Source organism: Pseudomonas sp. 21 (genome assembly GCF_000955805.1).
In the GTDB taxonomy this organism is placed as follows: domain Bacteria; phylum Pseudomonadota; class Gammaproteobacteria; order Pseudomonadales; family Pseudomonadaceae; genus Pseudomonas.
Window position 1 is genome coordinate 627,394 of sequence record NZ_JYOA01000010.1, and the last position, 18,574, is coordinate 645,967.

An 18,574-nucleotide genomic window follows, 5' to 3' on the forward strand; every position below is an offset into this window, starting at 1 on the left:
ATGGCCCGCTCCTACAGGGGAATGCGGTCAGGCGCCCAGCAGGCTCTGTCCGCAAACCCGCAGCACCTGGCCGCTCACCGCGCCAGAACCCGGCTGGGCGAACCAGGCCACGGCTTCGGCGACGTCCTGCGGCAAGCCGCCCTGGCCCATGGAGTTCATGCGCCGGCCGGCCTCGCGGATGGTCAGCGGGATGGCAGCGGTCATCTGGGTTTCAATGAAGCCCGGCGCCACCGCGTTGATGCTGATGCCCTTCTTGCCCAGCGCCGGCGCCCAGGCCTGCGCCAGGCCGATCAGGCCGGCCTTGCTCACCGCATAGTTGGTCTGGCCCATGTTGCCGGCGATGCCACTGATGGAGGCGAGCAGCACTACGCGGCCGTCGTCGTGCAGCTTGTTGGCGTCCAGCAGTGCCTGGGTCAGTACCTGCGGCGCCTTGAGGTTCACCTCGATCACCGAATTCCAGAAGGCTTCGCTCATCTTGGCGACCGTCTTGTCACGGGTGATACCGGCGTTGTGCACCACGATGTCGACGCCTTCGGGCAGTGCTTCCACCAGCTTGGCGCCGGCGTCGGCGGCGCAGATGTCCAGCGCCACGCCACGGCCGCCCAGTCGCGCGGCGAGGGCGTCGAGAGCATCCTTGGCCGGCGGCACGTCCAGCAGCACCACCTCGGCGCCGTCACGGGCGAGGGTCTCGGCAATGGCCGCGCCGATACCGCGAGCGGCGCCGGTCACCAGTGCGCGCTTGCCCACCAGCGGGCGGCTCCAGTCCTGCACCTGCTTGTCATAGGCGGACAGGCGCACCACTTGCCCGGAAACGTAGGCGCTCTTGGGCGAGAGGAAGAAGCGCAATGCGCCTTCGAGCTGGTCCTCGGCACCCTTGCCGACATACACCAGCTGCACGTTACCGCCGCGGCGGATTTCCTTGCCCAGGGAGCGGCTGAAGCCCTCGAGGCTGCGCTGCACGCTGGCGGCGATGGGGTCTTTGATCGATTCCGGCGCGCGGCCGAGGATCACCACGTGCGGGCACTTGTCCAGGCCCTTGAGGGCGCCCTGGAAGAAGGTGCGCAGTTCGATCGTCTGCTCGAAACGGGTCAGGCCGCTGGCATCGAAGACGATGGCCTTGAGCTTGGGGCCGTGCTCGGCGGTCCAGCGTGGCAGGCCGTACTGGCCGTCGCTGAAGGCGAAGATCGAATCGGTCAGGCGCTCGGCGAAGGGCAGCACCGCCTCGTTCAGGTTGCCCTCGCCGCCGAGCAGCAGCGCCCCGTCCACCGGCCGCGTGCGCCCGGCGCTCCAGCGCTCCAGGCGGACCGGCGCGGGCAGGCCGAGGGCTCCGACCAGGCGGCGGCCGACGTTGGAGTTGGCGAAGGCGATGTAGCGATCGGTCATGGAACGGGCTCCTGCACAGGGTCTCTGAAGTGCTGACCACTCTACGCAGCGGCGGGTTCGGCGCAATTGACCGCGCTGACCTGCGCAACGGCGGGGCGGCCAATGCGACACAGGCGGCTAAGGTTAGCCTTGACCGCACTTCAACGCTCATTCTCAGGAGCTCTGCATGACCCAACTGCGCCGGGTCGCCATCGTCGGCGGCAACCGTATTCCCTTCGCCCGCTCCAATACCGTGTATTCCACGGCGAGCAACCAGGAGATGCTGACCTCCGCGCTGGACGGGCTGATCGAGCGCTACAAGCTGCACGGCGAGCGCCTGGGCGAGGTAGTCGCCGGCGCGGTGCTCAAGCATTCGCGCGACTTCAACCTGACCCGTGAATGCGTGCTGGGCACGCGCCTGGCGCCGGAAACCCCGGCCTACGACATCCAGCAGGCCTGTGGCACCGGCCTGGAAGCGGCGATCCTGGTGGCCAACAAGATCGCCCTCGGGCAGATCGACTGCGGCATTGCCGGCGGCGTGGACACCACCTCCGACGCGCCGATCGGCGTCAATGAAGGCCTGCGCAAGATCCTGCTGGAAGCCAACCGCGGCAAGTCCAACGGCGAGAAGATCAGGAGCCTGCTGAAGATTCGCCCGCGCCACCTGATGCCGCACATCCCGAAGAACGGCGAACCGCGTACCGGGCTGTCGATGGGCGAGCACTGCGAGCTGATGGCACAGACCTGGGCCATCCCGCGCGACGAACAGGACAAGCTGGCCTTCGAGAGTCACCACAAGCTGGCCGCCGCCTATGACGAGGGCTGGCAGAACGACCTGATGACGCCGTTCCGCGGCCTGGTGCGCGACCAGAACCTGCGTCCGGACATCAACCTGGAGAAGATCGGCACCCTCAAGCCGGTGTTCGAGCGCGGCTCGCGCGGCACCCTGACGGCGGCCAACTCCACGCCGCTGACCGATGGCGCTTCCGTGGTGCTACTGGCCAGCGAGGAGTGGGCGAAGGCGCGCGGCCTGCCGATCCTGGCGTACTTCAAGGATGGCGAAGCAGCGGCGGTGGACTTCGTCGGCGGCCACGAAGGCCTGCTGATGGCGCCGGTCTATGCCGTACCGCGCCTGCTGGCGCGCAATGGCCTGACGCTGCAGGACTTCGACTTCTATGAAATCCACGAAGCCTTCGCCGCCCAGGTGCTGTGCACCCTCAAGGCCTGGGAAGACGCGGACTACTGCAAGGAGCGCCTGGGGCTGGACGCGCCGCTGGGCTCCATCGACCGCAGCAAGCTCAACGTGAAGGGCAGTTCGCTGGCCGCCGGCCACCCGTTCGCCGCCACTGGCGGGCGCATCGTCGCCAACCTGGCCAAGCTGCTGGATGCCGCCGGCAAGGGGCGCGGGCTGATCTCGATCTGCGCCGCGGGCGGCCAAGGTGTGACCGCGATCATCGAACGGTAATCCAATACAGCGGGACCGATGTCTTTCGGTCCCACGATGTAGCAACTCCGTGACTTCAGGCGGCACCGCGCGAGCGGCGCCGCCTTTTTTTATCCGCCGATAGGGGAGTGGCGGATAACGCTGGTGCGTTATGCGACCTACGAAACTGCCGGGCGGCCTGTAGGAGCGAGCTTGCTCGCGAACATCGGCCCACTCCGAAGCTCGGGCGGTTCGCGAGCAAGCTCGCTCCTGCAGGGAGAGGCTGTCGTTTGGGGGAGGACGCAATTTCGTTCTAGATGCGCAGCTCAGCCGCCCTGCAACATTCCCGGGTGGATTCGCCGCGAGAAGGGCGTGGAAAGCACCAGCGAAGTCTTGCTGGTGCCGAACTGGGCGAGCCGGTCGATCAACTCCTCCAGCTCCTGGGTGCAGCTGACCGCCACCTTGAGCATCACGCAGGCTTCGCCGGTGATGCGGTAGCAGTCGATGATCTGCGGGATTTCCAGCAGCGGGTCGAGCATGCTCTTGCTGCGGTGGTCGTTCAGGCGCATCTCGATCAGGCACTGTATCGAGCGGCCCAACTTCGACAGGTCTACGCTGGCGTGGTACCCGGTGATCACCCCTTCGGCCTCCAGGCGCGCCACGCGATCGGCCACGGCGGGAGGGGAGAGGTTGATGCGCCGGGCCAGTTCGGCGAAGGACAGGCGGCCGTCTTCCAGCAGGGCGGCGAGCAGGGCGCGGTCGTACTTGTCCATGAAATGACTCCGGTTTTGATTCGACGGCAGGGCTTGCGAAAATCCATCGAATGAAAAGTGTTATGCCCGTAATGGCGTTGTCTGTGCCTTATCCAGGGCGATTGACCTGCATAAAATGAAGCGCCTTGCCTGCCTTGTCGAGCCCCACCCATGACCACGATGCCCATGCCCAGAGCCCGCGTCTCACTGACCCTGATTGCTGCCTTCTTCGCCCTCTACTTCATCTGGGGCTCGACCTACCTGGTGATTCGCATCGGCGTCGAGTCCTGGCCGCCGATGCTGATGGCCGGCTGCCGCTTCATCATCGCCGGGGCGATCCTGTTCGCCTGGATGCTCTGGCGCGGTGCTCCGCTGCCGAGCCTCAAGCAGTGCTTGTCGGCGGGCGCCATTGGCATCCTGCTGCTCAGCTGCGGCAATGGCGGGGTGACGGTGGCCGAGCACTGGGGAGTGGCTTCGGGTGTGGCGGCGTTGGCCGTGGCAACCGTGCCGCTGTTCACCCTGGTGTTCGGGCGCTTCTTCGGCAACAGGACCAACGCGCTGGAGTGGGCCGGCATCGCCCTGGGCCTGTTCGGCATCGTGCTGCTCAACCTCGGCTCGAACCTGCAGGGCAGCCCGGCGGGCGCGGCGCTGATCATCTTCGCGGCGGCGACCTGGGCCTTCGGCTCGGTGTGGAGCCGGCGCCTGGACCTGCCCGGCGGCGCCATGGCCAGCGCGGTGGAAATGCTGGTGGGCGGCGGCGTGCTGCTGCTGGGCAGCTTCCTCAGTGGCGAGCGCCTGGAGCAGATGCCTACGGCCGCCGGCTGGGGGGCGCTTGCCTATCTGGTGGTGTTCGGCTCGATCATCGCCTTCAGTGCCTACATGTACCTGCTGGCCAACGTGCGCCCGGCCGCGGCAACCAGTTACGCCTACGTCAACCCGGCAGTGGCGGTGATGCTCGGCGTGGTGTTCGCCGGCGAGCACATCGGCCTCGCGGAATCCCTGGCGATGGCGGTGATCATCAGCGCGGTGGTGCTGATCGGCCTGCCGCAGTGGCGGCGCAAGGAAGCCGTCTGACTCGCGGCATGAGCTAAGCCCGAAAGGTTATTTCGCGCGTCTCGCGCGATTCGCTAGGGTATGAAACGGCCTCCATTCGGAGGCCGTTCTTCTTTGACTCTCCTCCCTTTCAGTACACCCGCGCGCCATTCGCCCAGGCCACTGATCACCCTTCGAGCCGAGGTGTGCATGAGCCTGGTGGTACCGTTTTCCACGCTTTCCCAACTGCCTCCCACCCAGCGCTGGAGCGATGCCCTGCGCGCGTCCAGCCTGCTGGCCCTGTCGGTGCCGCGCGAGTACGGCGGACGCGGCGCCGGCTGGGACGAGGTGCTGCAGACCCTGCGCGATCTCTCCGAGCGCGATGGCACCCTGGCGCGACTGTTCGCCCTGCATCACCTGCAACTGGCCAGCGTGTTGCTGCTGGGCAGCACCGAGCAGCGCGAGCGCCTGCTGCCGCTCAGCGTGGAGCGCGAATGGCTGTGGGGCGAGGCGGTGGATCACCAGGAAAGCCGCCTGCTGGCGCGTGAGCATCGGCGCGGCGGTTTCCTGCTGCAGGGCGGCCGCCATGACTGCTTCGGCGCCGAGGCGGTGGACTGGCTGCTGATCTCGGCGCGCCATGCGCCCAGCGAGGGTTTGCTGATCGCCGCGCTGCCGGCGGATCGCAACGGGCTGGACCGCTTCGAGCCCAGCGGCGGCGGCCTGCTGCATTGCCACGAGGTGCGCCTGCATCCCGAAGACATCCTGCTGCCGCCCGGTCTGCCGTGGACGCCCCGCGCGCAGCTGCGCGGCAGCCTCTCCGCGCTGCTGCAGGCGAACATCGCCCTGGGCCTTGCCGTGCAGGCCTTCGAGAACCTGCCGGCGCGGGCGGCGGCGGGGGAGTTGCAGCGGCTGCTGGCGCTGGGGTTGCGGCTGTCCGAGCAGTCGGCGGTGGCCTTCGAGTCCGCCCAGGCGGCGGGCAACGGCCTGAGCTTCAGCCGCAGCGCCGCCCTGGCGACCCTGGTGGCGGAAACCGCCGCGGTAGCGCAACAGGCGGTACAAGTCGGCTTGCGCCAGGAGGGCACTCGCGCCCGTGTGCTCGCTGGCGCCACTTGAGGCGCCGTGCCACGGGGCCTGTAGCCGGATCGAGACAAGCGCTGGCGCTCATAAGTTAAGAACTAAAAATTATTTATTCGAAGTTTTTTATATCGGTAATCTAGCTCTACCGGACCACCGGACACCCGAATCAAGTCATCGAACCCCGTCCCGTGGTCCGTCCCCTCTGTGAGGCCGGCACCGCCGTCACCTTCAGAGGAAACACCATGAACAAACCTCGTTTCGTACGCCGTGCCGTGGCCGGCGTCGCTGTTGCGGCTGCCCTGTCCTTCCAGAGCGCCGCGTTCGCCGACATCGTCCTGGGCTACCAGACCGGCATCGACCCGACCAAGGTTCCGCAGGCCGATGGCACCTATGAAAAGGTCATCGGCGAGAAGCTCGACTGGCGCCGCTTCAACAGCGGCCCGGAAGTGGTCGCCGCCATCGCCTCGGGCGATGTGCAACTGGGCAACCTCGGTTCCAGCCCGCTGGCAGCCGCCACCTCGCGCGGCCTGCCGATCGTGGCCTTCATCGTCTCCGCGCAGATCAACGCCGCCGAGGCACTGGTCGTGCGCAACGGCAGCAAGATCGAGAAGCCCGAAGACCTGGTCGGCAGGACCATCGCCACCCCCTTCGTGTCGACCTCGCACTACAGCCTGCTGGGCGCGCTCAAGCACTGGAACATCGACCCCACCAAGGTGAAGATCGTCAACCTCAACCCCACCGAGATCGCCGCCGCCTGGCGCCGGGGCGACATCGATGGCGCCTTCGTCTGGTCGCCCGCCCTGGGCGAGATCAAGAAGTCCGGCAAGGTGCTGACCGACGCCGCCGAAGTCGGCCAGTGGGGCGCACCGACCTTCGAGGTCTGGGTAGCGCGCAAGGACTTCGCCGAGAAGCACCCGGAAATCATCGCCAAGTTCGCCCGCGTGAGCCTGGACGCCTTCGCCGACTACAACGCGCACAAGGCCGAGTGGACCGCCGATTCCGAGCAGGTGAAGAAGATCGCCAAGCTGACCGGCGCCGATCCGAAGGACGTGCCCGAACTGCTGGCCGGCTCCGCCTTCCCCGAATCCCAGGCGCAGCTGTCGTCCGCGCTGCTGGGTGGCGGCACCGCCAAGGACATCGCCGGTACCGCAGCCTTCCTGAAAGAGCAGAAGCGCGTGCCTTCGGTACTCAAGGACTACTCGCCCTACGTCAGCGCGGAATACGTGCGCCAGGCGGAGAGCGTGCAGGTCGGCCAGCGCTGACGAGTTGCTCTTCGTAGGAGCGNNNNTGCTCGCGAACCGCCCCGAGCTTCAGTGCCAGCCGGTGTTCGCGAGCAAGCTCGCTCCTACGAAAAGCGAAAAGTGCGAGCCACGCATTTCTTCTCACCCTACGGAGGGCAGAACATGAGCCGTTTGACGGCCGAGGCGGTCAGCCTCACTTTCCAGCAGCGCGGACGCGAGCGCGTCGTGTTGCAGGACCTCACTCTCAGCCTGGCCAAGGGTGAATCCCTGGTGGTGCTCGGCCCGTCGGGCTGCGGCAAGTCCAGCCTGCTCAACGTGCTGGCGGGCTTCCAGGCGCCGGACAGCGGCCGCGTACAGATCGATGGCCGGACTCTCGAAGGCCCCGGTGGCGAGCGCGGCGTGGTGTTCCAGGATGACGCGCTGATGCCCTGGCTCAACGCCCTGGACAACGTCGCGCTGGGCCTGCGCATCCGTGGCGTTGGCGCCGCTGAGCGCAATGCCCGTGCCCACGAAGTACTGAAGTTGGTGGGCCTGGGCGAGCACGCGGACTACCGCATCTCGCAGCTTTCCGGCGGCCAGCGGCAACGCCTGGGCCTGGCCCGCGCGCTGGCGGTGGAGCCGGACTTCCTGTTGCTCGACGAACCCTTCGGCGCCCTCGACGCACTGACCCGCGAGCGCATGCAGGTGCTGACCCTGGACCTGTGGCGCAAGACTGGCAAGGGTCTGTTCCTGATTACCCACAGCGTCGATGAAGCGCTGTTTCTCGCCACCGACCTGGTGGTGATGGACGGGCCGCCGGCGCGCATCGTCAAGCGCCTGCCGCTGGACTTTGCCCGCCGCTACGCCGCTGGCGAACCGGTGCGCTCGATCAAGTCCGACCCGGAATTCGCGCGCCTGCGCCAACTCCTGCTGGATGAGTTCCTGGAAGAACCGGAGGCCGAGCATGCCCACTGATACCCTTGCCGCCAAACTCCCGGCCGCCGCGCCGACGGCCCGCAGCGTGCCGCGCGATTACCGCCGCTGGGCCGCCGCCGGCAGCATCGTCGGCGTCTTCGTGCTCTGGTGGCTGGCCACGCACCTGGGCTGGGTCGACACGCTGTTCCTGCCCGCGCCGGAGCAACTGGTGGAAGCCTTCCAGCGTCTGCTTGCCGAAGGCTATGTCGATGCGTCGTTGTGGCAACACATCGGTACCAGCCTGCTGCGCGTGCTGCTGGCGCTGGGCGCCGCGGTGCTGACGGCTATTCCGCTGGGCATCCTGATGGGCCTCAACCCCCTGGTGGGCGCGGCCTTCGACCCCCTGGTGGAGTTCTACCGCCCGGTGCCGCCGCTGGCTTACCTGCCGCTGATCGTCATCTGGTTCGGCATCGGCGAGCTGTCCAAGGTGCTGCTGATCTACCTCGCGCTGTTCGCGCCGCTGCTGATCGCCACCGCCGCCGGCGTGCGCCGTGTGGACAAGTCGCGCATCCAGGCCGTGCGCTGCCTGGGCGCGAGCCGCCTGCAGGTGGTGCGTCACGTCATCCTCCCCAGCGCGCTGCCGGATGTCCTGACCGGCCTGCGCATCGCCCTGGGCGTGGGCTGGTCGACCCTGGTCGCCGCCGAACTGATCGCCGCCAACCGCGGCCTGGGCTTCATGGTGCAGTCCGCTGCGCAGTTCCTCGCCACCGACGTGGTGGTGCTGGGCATCCTGCTGATCGCCGCCATCGCGCTGAGCTTCGAACTGGGCCTGCGCTGGCTGCAGAAGCGCTTCGCTTCCTGGGAGTGATGAGGCCGAGAGTTGAAGGCCCCTCTCCCTAACCCTTTCCCGCGAGCGGGAAAGGGGACTGGTCCTGAGCGGAGGTGAGTGCCTCTGCTACCCGGAAAGGTACTGCGAATGCAGGACTGCTCCGGAATATCCGAACACGCCGAATAGACCCCCTCTCCCTTCAGGGAGAGGGCGGGGGAGAGGGCAGCCAAGCCGCCTTTCCCCGTGAACCTCACGAGAGAACACGAACATGACCACCCTGAGCATCGAACCCATCAGCCCGGCCCTGGGCGCCATCGTTTCCGGCGTGCGCCTGGCCGATCCGCTGGACGACGCGGCGCAGCGCCAGATCGAGCAGGCCCTGCTCGATCACCACGTGCTGTTCTTCCGCGACCAGCCGCTGACGCCGACCCAGCAGGCAACCTTCGCCGCGCGCTTCGGTGACCTGCACATCCACCCGATCTACCCCAGCTCTCCCGAGCAGCGCGAAGTCATCGTCCTCGACACCGCCGTCACCGACGTGCGCGACAATGCCATCTGGCATACCGACGTGACCTTCCTCGAAACACCGGCGCTGGGCGCCGTGCTGGCCGCCAAGCAACTGCCGCCCTACGGTGGCGACACCTTGTGGGCCAGCGGCATCGCGGCGTTCGAGGCGCTGTCGAAACCGCTGCAGCAACTGCTCGACGGCCTTACTGCGACCCACGACATCAGCAAGTCCTTCCCCCAGGAACGTTTCGGCGCCACCGACGCAGACCTCGCGCGCCTGGAGGAGGCTCGCAGGAAGAACCCGCCGCGCCGCCACCCAGTGATCCGCACGCACCCGGTCACCGGGCGCAAGGCGCTGTTCGTCAGCGACGGCTTCACCACCCGCATCAACGAGCTGGAGCCGGCGGAAAGCCGCGCCATCCTCGACCTGCTGTTTGCCCACTTCGCCCGTCCGGAGTTCACCGTGCGCTGGCGCTGGAAGGAGAACGACGTGGCCTTCTGGGACAACCGCGTGACCCAGCACTACGCGGTGGACGACTACCGCCCGCAGCGACGGGTGATGCACCGGGCGACGATTCTCGGCGACAAGCCGTTCTGAGGCCTTTGCGAGCCGTAGGGCGGATAACGCCTCAGGCGTTATGTGCCCTACGGTCCTGACAGGCTGTTCGTAGGAGCGAGCTTGCTCGCGAACCGCATAACTCGGAATTCATCGGGGAGTCCGTTCGCGAGCAAGCTCGCTCCTACAGGTTCGGCAACAGCCTGGAATTTCCCGTCATCTCCCTGACTTGCGGCAACAAAGCCGCACGGCAGACCGCATTCGTCGCCATTCTGGGTCGCGGCGGCTGGCGCACTGTCCTACGCTTTGGCAGTTCCGCTTTATGAAGAGACTGCCTACATGCAAGAACGGATTCCCGACGAGTCCAACCTCGCCGAGCTGACGGTTCGCGGCCTGATCCTCGGCGCGCTGATCACCGTGGTGTTCACCGCCTCCAACGTCTACCTCGGCCTCAAGGTCGGCCTGACCTTCGCCTCGTCGATTCCCGCGGCCGTCATTTCCATGGCCGTGCTGCGCTACTTCTCCGGCTCCAACATCCTCGAGAACAACATGGTGCAGACCCAGGCCTCGGCGGCCGGCACCCTGTCCTCGATCATCTTCATCCTTCCGGGCCTCTTGATGATCGGCTACTGGAGCGGCTTTCCGTTCTGGCAGACCGCGGCCATCTGCTCCATCGGCGGCATCCTTGGCGTGCTCTACACCATTCCCCTGCGCCGGGTGATGGTGGTGCAGAGCAGCCTGCCGTACCCCGAAGGCGTGGCCGCAGCGGAGATCCTGCGTGTCGGCAGCCAGGACGAGGAAGAGGAAAAGGCCGGCAAGCCGGCGAAAGCCGGCGGACCGGGGCTGCGTGACATCCTCGCCGGGGGCGTGGTCGCCGCCGCGTTCAGTCTGCTCAGCAGCGGTTTCAAGGTGCTCGCCGAAGGCTTCAGCTTCTGGCTCACCGCCGGGCAGGCGGCGTTCCGCCTCTCCACCGGCTTCTCCCTGGCGCTGGTGGGCGCCGGCTACCTGATGGGTATCACCGCTGGCATTGCCATCCTGATCGGCGTGGTCATCGCCTGGGGCGTGGCCGTGCCGCTGCTCTCGGTGAACAGCGTTCTGGCCGCCGGACAGAGCCTGCCGGAGCTGGCCACCAAACTGTGGAGCAGCCAGGTGCGCTTCCTCGGCGCGGGCACCATCGGCATCGCCGCATTGTGGACCCTGGCCACCCTCTTCAAACCCATGGTGCAGGGTGTCTGGTCGTCGCTCAGCGCTGTGCGCGGCCGTGGCGAAGTCAGCGACCTGCGCACCGAGCAGGACCTTTCCGCACAGTGGATCGTCGCCATCGCCGGCTTCCTGCTGGTGGCGCTGTTCGTGGTCTTCTCCTACTTCCTTGGCGAGGCTGCGCCGGACCTGCAAGGCTTCGGCTTCTGGGGACTGGTGGCGGTCTGTGTGATCTTCGCCTTCTTCTTCGGCTTCCTGATCGCCGCCGCCTGCGGCTACATGGCCGGCCTGGTGGGCTCGTCGAGCAGCCCGATCTCCGGCATCGGCATCATCGCGGTGATCCTGGTGTCGCTGCTTATCCTGGGCGTCGGTTCGCTGGAAACCGGCTTCCTCGACCAGCAGGGCGGCAAGCTGGCCATCGCCCTGGCGCTGTTCACCACCTCGGTGGTGATCGCCATCGCGGCGATTTCCAACGATAACCTGCAGGACCTGAAGACCGGCTACCTGGTCGGCGCCACGCCGTGGCGTCAGCAGGTGGCGTTGATCGTCGGCTGCCTGGTCGGTGCGCTGGTGATCCCGCCGGTGCTGGAGTTGCTGTTCAACGCCTATGGTTTCACCGGCGCCCTGCCGCGCGAGGGCATGGACCCGAACGCCGCGCTGGCTGCACCGCAGGCGACGCTGATGACCGCCATCGCCAGCGGGATTTTCCACAACGCGCTGAACTGGAACATGATCCTGATCGGCGTGGCCCTGGGCATCGCGCTGATCCTGGTGGACGTACTGCTGCGCCGCACCGGCAAGGCCAGCCTGCCGGTGCTCGCCGTCGGCCTGGGCATCTACCTGCCGCCGACCATCGGCATGACCCTGGTGGTCGGCGCGGTGATCGGCTGGCTGCTGGAGATCGCGCTGGCCAAGCGCGCGGTGGCGGCTGGCAAGGAGGTGGAGAAATTCTCCGATGAGCCCAAGCGCCGTGGCGTGCTGCTGGCTTCGGGCCTGATCGTCGGCGAGAGCCTGATGGGCATCCTGCTCGCCGCCATCATCGGCACCACCGGTTCCGCCACGCCTCTGGCACTGGTCGGCGAGGGCTTCGAGGATACTGCGCAGTGGCTGGGCCTGGTGGTCTTCGTGGCGATCTGCGTGCTGTTCTACCGCAAGGTGCTGAGCGGCACCCGCGGCTGATCCTTCGCCGTGATGTGAAAAAGGCGCCTGCGGGCGCCTTTTTCATTATCTGCTCCCCATACCGAGAGATACGCAGTCTGTAGGAGCGAGCTTGCTCGCGAACCGCCCAACACTGGCGCTGCCGGTGAATCCGTTCGCGAGCAAGCTCGCTCCTGCAAGGGCATGCGCAAGTCCGAACCTAGCGCACCAGATGCAGGAACTGCAGGTGCCGCTCGTACTGGTCGAGCATGTCGTTGATGATCTGCTCCTTGCTGTAGCCCATCAGGTCGTAGTCCTGGCTGCCTTCGGAAAGGTGCACCTCGGCGCGGAAGTAGCGGCGGTTCTTCAGGTGCAGGCCGCCCATGCCGGCGCGGGCGAAGGACGGGGTGAAGTAGCCGCGCATCGACACCTGGTAGAGGAACGTGTGCTGCTCGCCGTGGCCGATTTCCAGGACCAGCTCCAGGTTGCCCAGGTCGAGGTCGGACTCCACCAGCAGGCCCTTCTCGCGGAACACCTGGGACACCTCGGCAATCGCCGGGCTGACCACGTCGACCATGAAGCGGTACACCTCGTCCCGCGTGGGGAAGTGCACGGCCTGGGAGATGCGCCGCTTCCAACCGCCCGGTTTGGCTGACGGCGGCGCCAGGGAGTGGGTGCGCGCGCGCTGGCGCTGGGATTCCAGGTAGAACGCCTTGTGCAGCCCCCACATCATCAGCAGCAGGATCAGCGAGAAGGGCAGTGAGGTGAGTACGACCGCTGACTTGAGCGCATCGATGCTGCCAGCGAACAGCAGGCCACCGGTGACCAGCGCCGTGGCCACGCCCCAGAACACCCGCAGCCACTTCGGGCCATCGTCGTCGGCGCTGCCGCCGTGGGCGGAGAGCGTGGAGAGCACCACGGTGCCGGAGTCCGCCGAGGTGACGAAGAAGACGAAGCTGACCAGCACCGTCACCGCGATCACCACGCGGCTGGCCGGATAGTTCTGCAGCATCTGGTAAAGCGCCATGGACGGATCGGATATGGCGACTCGGCCCAGCTCGCTGAAGCCATGGTTGAGTACCTGGTCCAGCGCGCTGTTGCCGAAGATCGACATCCACGCCAGGGTGAAACCCAGCGGGATGAACAGCACGCCGAAGACGAACTCGCGGATCGTCCGCCCGCGCGAGATGCGCGCGATGAACAGCCCGACGAAGGGCGCCCAGGCGATCCACCAGGCCCAGTAGAACACCGTCCAGCCACCCAGCCAGTCGCTGCCGTCCTGGCCGTAGGCGTAGAGGTCGAAGCTCTTGGTCGGCAGGGCACCGAGGTAGTCGCCGATGTTCTGCACCAGGGTGTTGAGCAGGTGCTGCGTAGGGCCGGCGAACAGCACGAAGAGCAGCAGCGCGCAGGCCAGCAGCATGTTGATGTCCGACAGCAGGCGGATGCCTTTGTCGACTCCTGACACGGCGACCAGGATGGCCGCGCCCATCATCAGCGCGATCAGGGTCATCTGCACCGGGTGGCTGTGGGCGACGCCGAAGAGGAAGTCGAGGCCGGCGTTGAGCTGCAGCACGCCGAAGCCCATGTCCGCGCCCAGGCCGAACACCGTGGCGATGATGCCGAAGCAGTCCACCGCGTAGCCGATGGGGCCGTTGATGCGCTTGCCGATCAGCGGGTAGAGCGCCGAACGCAGCGCCAGCGGCAGGTTGTGGCGGTAGGCGAAGTAGGCCAGGGCCATTGCCACCAGGGCGAACACGCCCCAGCCGTGCAGGCCCCAGTGCAGGAACAGCAGCTGCATGGCCTGGCGCGCCGCTTCCGGCGTGCCGGCTTCGCCTTGCGGTGGTTGGGCGAAGTGGGTCAGCGGCTCGGATACGCAGAAGAAGAACAGGGTGATGCTGATGCCGGCGGCGAACAGCATGCCGGCCCAGGACAGGTAGCTGAATTCCGGCTCGTCGTGGTCGGCACCGAGCTTGATCTTTCCGTAGCCGGAAAGCGCGGTGACCACCACGAAGATCAGGTACAGCGTCATCGCCAGCAGGTAGTACCAGCCGACGCTGTCGGCGGCCCAGGACTGCGCGGCAAGCAGCCATTCACCGGCCCGTTGGGGCTGGCTGATGACGATCAGGGCGAAGAGCAGGATCAGCGCGGCCGCACCGTAGAAGACCGGTGGGTTCATGCGCATGGCGGGTGAAGGTGTTACGGACGGGGGGGATTGTGCAGCGGACAAAACGGGCGGGGTCCCTCGAGATTTTCCTTGAACAAGCATTCAATGAAAACACGATTGAGCCCGAAAAGGCCAATCGGCGGGACCGATGGTCCCGCCGCCGGCCCTGTCAAAAGGGCCGAGCGGAGCGGGTACTGCTTTACTTGCGGCGGTTCTTTTTCGCCTCACGGATCTCACGGCGTTCCGGATCGGCCTTCGCGGGCGCGGTCAGGAAAGCGGTGGCGGCGAAAAAGTTAGCAAGAGCGGCGAAAGTCACGATGATCTCCAATGGCGCCGGGGAAAATGGGTCCCGACTGCCTGGTAGCCATTTTCCCTGAACATTGTGACAAAAAGAAGTGAATGGTCTTGATGACCGGTATTGATGTGGTCGATGGAGCTGCTTTGTTCGATGTTTGTGGGTAATAGTCCTGATTTTGACTTCCTGCTCAGGATTCCCTCCTGCCGACCTGCGAGTCGGCACGGCCTTTCACTGCGACCATTCGTCGCCAAAGGTGAAACGGTTCAGCGCCGGCTCTGGCTTTGAAGCGATAAACGGCTGTTACCCGCGCGAGACAGGTCGTCACTTAGCACAGTTCCCGATGTAGAGCGGGTTCCAGTCCGGAAACTTGAACGAGTGTGCAATATTTCGTGAAAAACTTGTGAAACGGCTATGGCGATTGACTTGCCGATTCCGTTAGTCTCCCCCGGCAGGACAAAAAACCACCAACAGGGAGTATCTCGAGATGGACTTCAAACGCATCGCCATTGCCACTGCACTCTTCGCTTCGCTGGCTGGCTGCCAGACCATGACCACCAACCAGGCCATCGTTCCGCTGCAAGCCGCTACCGCTCAGATGATCGGTCTGGCTTCCTCCGACGAGCTGGTCGTCAGCGACGTCAAGGCCGGTCAGCCGGACGCCCTGGGTGGCCAGGAACTCTCCTACGTCGCCACCACCACCAAAGGCCGCGTGTTCAACTGCACCTCGCGCATGATGCCGGGCCTGCTGACCGATCCGGCCAAGCTGACCAACCCGTCGTGCACCCCGGTGGTCGCTCACTCGAACACCGCCACCAAGTAAGATCCCCAGTTGCATGCTGTCGCCCGTGCGCGGCCCTTCGGGTCGCGCTGGCGACTACAGCGCGGCCACTCAGCCGCGCTCGTGCTCCAGGCGTTGCAGCAGCGCCCGCAGCTGCGCTTCGACGCCGGGCTGGCGCGCCAGACGCTCCAGCGCCTCATCGCTCACTGTCGTTACGCCATCGGATCCCGCTACGCCACCTGAAAAGTTCAGGTGCTCCGGGAGTATCTCCTCGTCCGGGCTGACCAGCAGGGCGAAGTGGATGACGTTCTCCAGCTCGCGGATGTTGCCCGGCCACGAATAGCCTTCAAGGGCCCGCTGCGTATCCGTGGCGATCTGTGGCACCGGCAGTTCCAGGCGTTGCGCATGCACGCCGAGGAAGTACTCGGCCAGCGGCTGGATATCACCGATGCGTTCGCGTAGCGGTGGCAGCGTGAGGTTGCCGTCGTGCAGGTATTGCTGCAGCCCTTCGAGGAATTTCCCCGCTTTCACCGCCTGCCCCAGATCGATGCTGGTGGCGGCGACCAGGCGTACGTCCACCGGGACCGGCTCGCGCGCGCCGACGCGCAGCACTTCGCGCTCCTGCAGCACGCGCAGCAGTTTCTGTTGCAGCGACAGCGGCAGGTCGGCGATCTCGTCCAGGTACAGCGTGCCGCCGTTGGCCGAGCCGAACCAGCCGGCACGGCTGCCCACCGGGCCGTTGTGCGCGCCCGGCGCATAGCCGAACAGCTCGGCGTCGGCGTAGTTGCGGCTCAGCGCGCTGCAACTCACGGCGACGAACAGGCCGGGGCGCTCGCTGGCGCGGTGGATGTGGCGGGCCAGCAGTTCCTTGCCGGTGCCGGTCTCGCCGTGGATCAGCACCGGTTGCGGCAACGGCGCCAGGCGCTCCACCTCGTCGCGCACTTCATGGGAGCGCGGGTCGAAGAACACCAGCGCCTTGGCGCGGATGCTCAGCGGGCTCTTGTCGGCGTCGGGGAAGGTCAGCAGCGGTAGCGGCGCGTGGGGTGCATTCATGGGGAATCTCCTTCTGCTCTTACAGCGCGTCCAGCGCCTGCAGGAAGTCGCGGACGATGTCCTCGCTGTCCTCGATGCCCACCGAGACACGGATGGTGCCGTCGTGGATGTCCAGCGCGGTCAGGGCCCCGGCGGACAGCGCGCGGTGCGAAGTCTTGCCGGGGTGGGTGATGCTGCTGGCGACACCGGCCAGCGAGGGCGCGAACTCGGCCAGTTGTAGCGCGCCGATCAGCGCGTCGACCTGGTCGAGACCGCCTTTGAGGGTGAAGCTCAGCATGCCCGAGTGGCCTTTGCGGAACAGCCGCTGCGCCAGTTCGTGGTCCGGGTGCGAGGGCAGGCCGGGGTAGTAGACGCGCTCCACCTGCGGGTGCGCCTCCAGGGCTTCGGCCAGTGCCTGGGCGTTCTGCGAATGCGCACGCATGCGCAGCGCGAGGGTTTTCGCACCACGGAAATTCAGCCAGCTCTCGAAGGGGCTGGCGCTGCCGCCGGCATTGATCTGGAAACGCCGCGCGGCGGCGATCCACTGCGCATCGCCGACCAGCGCGCCGCCCATGGCGTCGCTGTGTCCGTTGAGGTACTTGGTGGTGCTGTGGACCACCAGGTCGGCGCCATCGCGCAGCGGCTGGTAGAGCACCGGCGAGAGGAAGGTGTTGTCCACCAGCAGCTTGAGGCCGTGGCGGCGCGCAAGCTCGGCCAACGCAGGAATGTTGCTCACGCGCACCAGCGGGTTGGAGGCGGTCTCGGTGTAGATCAGCTTCGTGGTCGGGGTGATTGCTGCTTCCACCGCCGCCAGGTCGTTGAGGTCGAGCAGGGTGGAGGCGATGCCGAAGCGCGCCAGCTCCTTCTCGATCAGGCTCTGGGTGGTGCCGTACAGCTCGCGGCTGGCGATCAGGTGGTCGCCGGCGCCGAGCACGCCCAGCAGCGCGGCGGAAATGGCCGCCATGCCGGAGGCGGAGAACAGCGCGTCCTCGCCGCCCTCCAGCTCGCGCAGCAGCTCTTCCACGGCGCTGTGGTTGGGGTTGCCGATGCGGGTGTACATGTAGTTGTCGGGGTTGCCGGCGAGGAAGTCGTCGACCTGCTCCAGGGAGTCGTAGACGAACACCGAACTCTGGTAGATCGGCTGGCTCTTGGCGCGGGTGACCATGCGTCGGTCGGCATCGTGGCCGGCATGTACGGCGCGGGTGGAGGGGCCTTTGGCGTGGTCGCTCATGGCAAGTCCTTGGGAAAGAAAAACGCCGGTGGAACCTGCCCACCGGCGTTGAAGCGGGTGCGCCAAGGGCGCGCCCAGCGTGGGAGTCGTTGCGCCCGGCGCACGGCCGGGCGACGGGTCAGAAGGCCGGTACCACGGCGCCGTTGTACTTCTTCTCGATGAAGGCTTTGACTTCCGGGCTGGTCAGGGCGGCGGAAAGCTTCTTCAGCGCATCGCTGTCCTTGTTGTCCGGGCGCGCCACCAGGTAGTTCACGTAGGGCGAGTTGCGGTCTTCGAGGATCAGTGCGTCCTTCACCGGGTTGAGCTTGGCTTCCAGCGCGTAGTTGGTGTTGATCAGGTCCAGGTCGACCTGGTCCAGCACGCGCGGCAGCAGGGCCGATTCCAGTTCCTTGAACTTCAGGTGCTTGGGGTTCTCGGCGATGTCTTTCGGGGTGGCCAGGGCGTTGCTCGGGTCCTTCAGCTTGATCACGCCGGCTTTCTGCAGCAGGAGCAGGGCACGGCCGCTGTTGCTGCCTTCGTTGGGGAGGGCGACGGTGGCGCCGTCCGGCAGTTGGTCGATGGACTTGTACTTCTTCGAGTAGCCGCCGAAGGGCTCGACGTGCACGCCGGTCACGGTGACCAGGTGGGTGCCCTTGCCGGAGTTGAAGTTGTCCAGGTACGGCTTGGTCTGGAAGTAGTTGGCGTCCAGGCGCTTCTCGGCGACCTGCACGTTGGGCTGCACGTAGTCGGTGAAGACCTTGATCTCCAGGTCCACGCCTTCCTTGGCCAGGGTCGGCTTGATCAGCTCGAGGATCTCGGCGTGGGGGATCGGCGTGGCAGCGACAACGAGCTTCTCGTTGGCGAAGGCAGTGGTGCTGAAGGCGGCGGCGAGGGCGGTCAGAAGCAGCAGCTTTTTCATTGCGATGTCCTTGTGGGGCAGATGACCGCTGGCGTCCGGGCCGGCCGGGATGGGGCCTTCGTACGGGCGGTGGATTCTTTTTCCGCGGCTCACTCGGCAGCGGTTGCAGCGAAAGTTACCCGGACTTGTTATTCCAATAAAATATTAATTTTTCATTTTCATA

At 66.3% G+C, this 18,574-nt stretch carries 15 protein-coding genes; 9 read left to right on the forward strand and 6 right to left on the reverse strand.

The window, feature by feature from the left end; translation table 11 throughout:
- Window positions 1–27: 27 nt before the first annotated feature.
- The gene (locus tag UB43_RS24780; protein WP_045216552.1) at window positions 28–1,383 is read right to left on the reverse strand and encodes a 3-oxoacyl-ACP reductase; all 1,356 of its coding nucleotides are present in this window, start codon (window positions 1,381–1,383) and stop codon (window positions 28–30) included.
- A gap of 166 nt (window positions 1,384–1,549) precedes the next feature.
- On the opposite strand from UB43_RS24780, the gene UB43_RS24785 reads away from it, so the two are divergent.
- Window positions 1,550–2,827 (forward strand): acetyl-CoA C-acetyltransferase, encoded by a 1,278-nt coding sequence (locus UB43_RS24785; RefSeq protein WP_045216555.1) that lies wholly within the window; start codon window positions 1,550–1,552, stop codon window positions 2,825–2,827.
- 284 nt (window positions 2,828–3,111) lie between these two features.
- On the opposite strand, the gene UB43_RS24790 is transcribed toward UB43_RS24785, so the two are convergent.
- The gene (locus UB43_RS24790; RefSeq protein ID WP_045216557.1) at window positions 3,112–3,558 is read right to left on the reverse strand and encodes an Lrp/AsnC family transcriptional regulator; all 447 of its coding nucleotides are present in this window, start codon (window positions 3,556–3,558) and stop codon (window positions 3,112–3,114) included.
- 165 nt (window positions 3,559–3,723) lie between these two features.
- Here UB43_RS24790 and yedA point away from each other — a divergent pair, with 165 nt between their 5' ends.
- The 7 genes from yedA (at window position 3,724) to UB43_RS24825 (ending at window position 12,052) form a co-directional block, all read left to right on the forward strand.
- Window positions 3,724–4,611, forward strand: coding sequence for a drug/metabolite exporter YedA (yedA, locus tag UB43_RS24795; RefSeq protein ID WP_045216929.1), 888 nt, complete (start codon window positions 3,724–3,726; stop codon window positions 4,609–4,611).
- A 168-nt stretch (window positions 4,612–4,779) separates the two neighbouring features.
- On the forward strand, window positions 4,780–5,682 hold the full coding sequence (locus tag UB43_RS24800) for an acyl-CoA dehydrogenase family protein (protein WP_045216559.1): 903 nt from the start codon (window positions 4,780–4,782) through the stop codon (window positions 5,680–5,682).
- A gap of 206 nt (window positions 5,683–5,888) precedes the next feature.
- Window positions 5,889–6,908, forward strand: a complete 1,020-nt coding sequence (tauA, locus tag UB43_RS24805) for a taurine ABC transporter substrate-binding protein (RefSeq protein WP_045216560.1) — start codon at window positions 5,889–5,891, stop codon at window positions 6,906–6,908.
- A 141-nt stretch (window positions 6,909–7,049) separates the two neighbouring features.
- Complete coding sequence (locus tag UB43_RS24810) at window positions 7,050–7,841, forward strand: taurine ABC transporter ATP-binding protein (RefSeq protein WP_045216561.1); 792 nt, start codon at window positions 7,050–7,052, stop codon at window positions 7,839–7,841.
- On the forward strand, window positions 7,831–8,649 hold the full coding sequence (locus tag UB43_RS24815) for an ABC transporter permease subunit (RefSeq protein ID WP_045216562.1): 819 nt from the start codon (window positions 7,831–7,833) through the stop codon (window positions 8,647–8,649). The genes UB43_RS24810 and UB43_RS24815 overlap by 11 nt, the downstream gene beginning before the upstream one ends.
- Window positions 8,650–8,878: 229 nt before the next feature.
- A complete protein-coding gene (gene tauD, locus UB43_RS24820; RefSeq protein WP_045216564.1) occupies window positions 8,879–9,715 on the forward strand; it encodes a taurine dioxygenase in 837 nt (278 codons plus the stop codon).
- Between the two features lie 297 nt (window positions 9,716–10,012).
- The gene (locus UB43_RS24825; RefSeq protein WP_045216566.1) at window positions 10,013–12,052 is read left to right on the forward strand and encodes an OPT family oligopeptide transporter; all 2,040 of its coding nucleotides are present in this window, start codon (window positions 10,013–10,015) and stop codon (window positions 12,050–12,052) included.
- A 178-nt stretch (window positions 12,053–12,230) separates the two neighbouring features.
- Here UB43_RS24825 and betT read toward each other — a convergent pair whose 3' ends face one another.
- Window positions 12,231–14,186 carry a choline transporter BetT gene (betT, locus tag UB43_RS24830; RefSeq protein ID WP_045216932.1) on the reverse strand — a complete coding sequence of 652 codons (1,956 nt, stop codon included), beginning with the start codon at window positions 14,184–14,186 and terminating at the stop codon, window positions 12,231–12,233.
- A 770-nt stretch (window positions 14,187–14,956) separates the two neighbouring features.
- Between betT and UB43_RS24835 the strand changes: the two genes are divergently transcribed.
- The gene (locus UB43_RS24835) at window positions 14,957–15,292 is read left to right on the forward strand and encodes a hypothetical protein (protein WP_015478994.1); all 336 of its coding nucleotides are present in this window, start codon (window positions 14,957–14,959) and stop codon (window positions 15,290–15,292) included.
- A gap of 69 nt (window positions 15,293–15,361) precedes the next feature.
- Here the strand turns inward: UB43_RS24835 and UB43_RS24840 are convergent, their stop codons facing one another.
- From UB43_RS24840 to UB43_RS24850, 3 genes are all read right to left on the reverse strand, one after another.
- Window positions 15,362–16,303, reverse strand: a complete 942-nt coding sequence (locus UB43_RS24840; protein WP_045216569.1) for a sigma 54-interacting transcriptional regulator — start codon at window positions 16,301–16,303, stop codon at window positions 15,362–15,364.
- Window positions 16,304–16,322: 19 nt separating this feature from the next.
- Entirely contained in the window at window positions 16,323–17,513 is a 1,191-nt protein-coding gene (locus UB43_RS24845; protein ID WP_045216571.1) for a PLP-dependent aspartate aminotransferase family protein, read from the reverse strand.
- A 118-nt stretch (window positions 17,514–17,631) separates the two neighbouring features.
- On the reverse strand, window positions 17,632–18,411 hold the full coding sequence (locus UB43_RS24850; RefSeq protein WP_045216574.1) for a MetQ/NlpA family ABC transporter substrate-binding protein: 780 nt from the start codon (window positions 18,409–18,411) through the stop codon (window positions 17,632–17,634).
- Window positions 18,412–18,574: the final 163 nt, after the last annotated feature.

What these genes read in the sequence shown, in the direction of transcription:
- UB43_RS24780 (WP_045216552.1), bottom strand. Translation starts at nt 1,383, where the DNA reads ATGACCGATCGCTACATCGCCTTCGCCAACTCCAACGTCGGCCGCCGC.
- UB43_RS24785 (WP_045216555.1), top strand. Translation starts at nt 1,550, where the DNA reads ATGACCCAACTGCGCCGGGTCGCCATCGTCGGCGGCAACCGTATTCCC.
- UB43_RS24790 (WP_045216557.1), bottom strand. Translation starts at nt 3,558, where the DNA reads ATGGACAAGTACGACCGCGCCCTGCTCGCCGCCCTGCTGGAAGACGGC.
- yedA (WP_045216929.1), top strand. Translation starts at nt 3,724, where the DNA reads ATGCCCAGAGCCCGCGTCTCACTGACCCTGATTGCTGCCTTCTTCGCC.
- UB43_RS24800 (WP_045216559.1), top strand. Translation starts at nt 4,780, where the DNA reads ATGAGCCTGGTGGTACCGTTTTCCACGCTTTCCCAACTGCCTCCCACC.
- tauA (WP_045216560.1), top strand. Translation starts at nt 5,889, where the DNA reads ATGAACAAACCTCGTTTCGTACGCCGTGCCGTGGCCGGCGTCGCTGTT.
- UB43_RS24810 (WP_045216561.1), top strand. Translation starts at nt 7,050, where the DNA reads ATGAGCCGTTTGACGGCCGAGGCGGTCAGCCTCACTTTCCAGCAGCGC.
- UB43_RS24815 (WP_045216562.1), top strand. Translation starts at nt 7,831, where the DNA reads ATGCCCACTGATACCCTTGCCGCCAAACTCCCGGCCGCCGCGCCGACG.
- tauD (WP_045216564.1), top strand. Translation starts at nt 8,879, where the DNA reads ATGACCACCCTGAGCATCGAACCCATCAGCCCGGCCCTGGGCGCCATC.
- UB43_RS24825 (WP_045216566.1), top strand. Translation starts at nt 10,013, where the DNA reads ATGCAAGAACGGATTCCCGACGAGTCCAACCTCGCCGAGCTGACGGTT.
- betT (WP_045216932.1), bottom strand. Translation starts at nt 14,186, where the DNA reads ATGAACCCACCGGTCTTCTACGGTGCGGCCGCGCTGATCCTGCTCTTC.
- UB43_RS24835 (WP_015478994.1), top strand. Translation starts at nt 14,957, where the DNA reads ATGGACTTCAAACGCATCGCCATTGCCACTGCACTCTTCGCTTCGCTG.
- UB43_RS24840 (WP_045216569.1), bottom strand. Translation starts at nt 16,303, where the DNA reads ATGAATGCACCCCACGCGCCGCTACCGCTGCTGACCTTCCCCGACGCC.
- UB43_RS24845 (WP_045216571.1), bottom strand. Translation starts at nt 17,513, where the DNA reads ATGAGCGACCACGCCAAAGGCCCCTCCACCCGCGCCGTACATGCCGGC.
- UB43_RS24850 (WP_045216574.1), bottom strand. Translation starts at nt 18,411, where the DNA reads ATGAAAAAGCTGCTGCTTCTGACCGCCCTCGCCGCCGCCTTCAGCACC.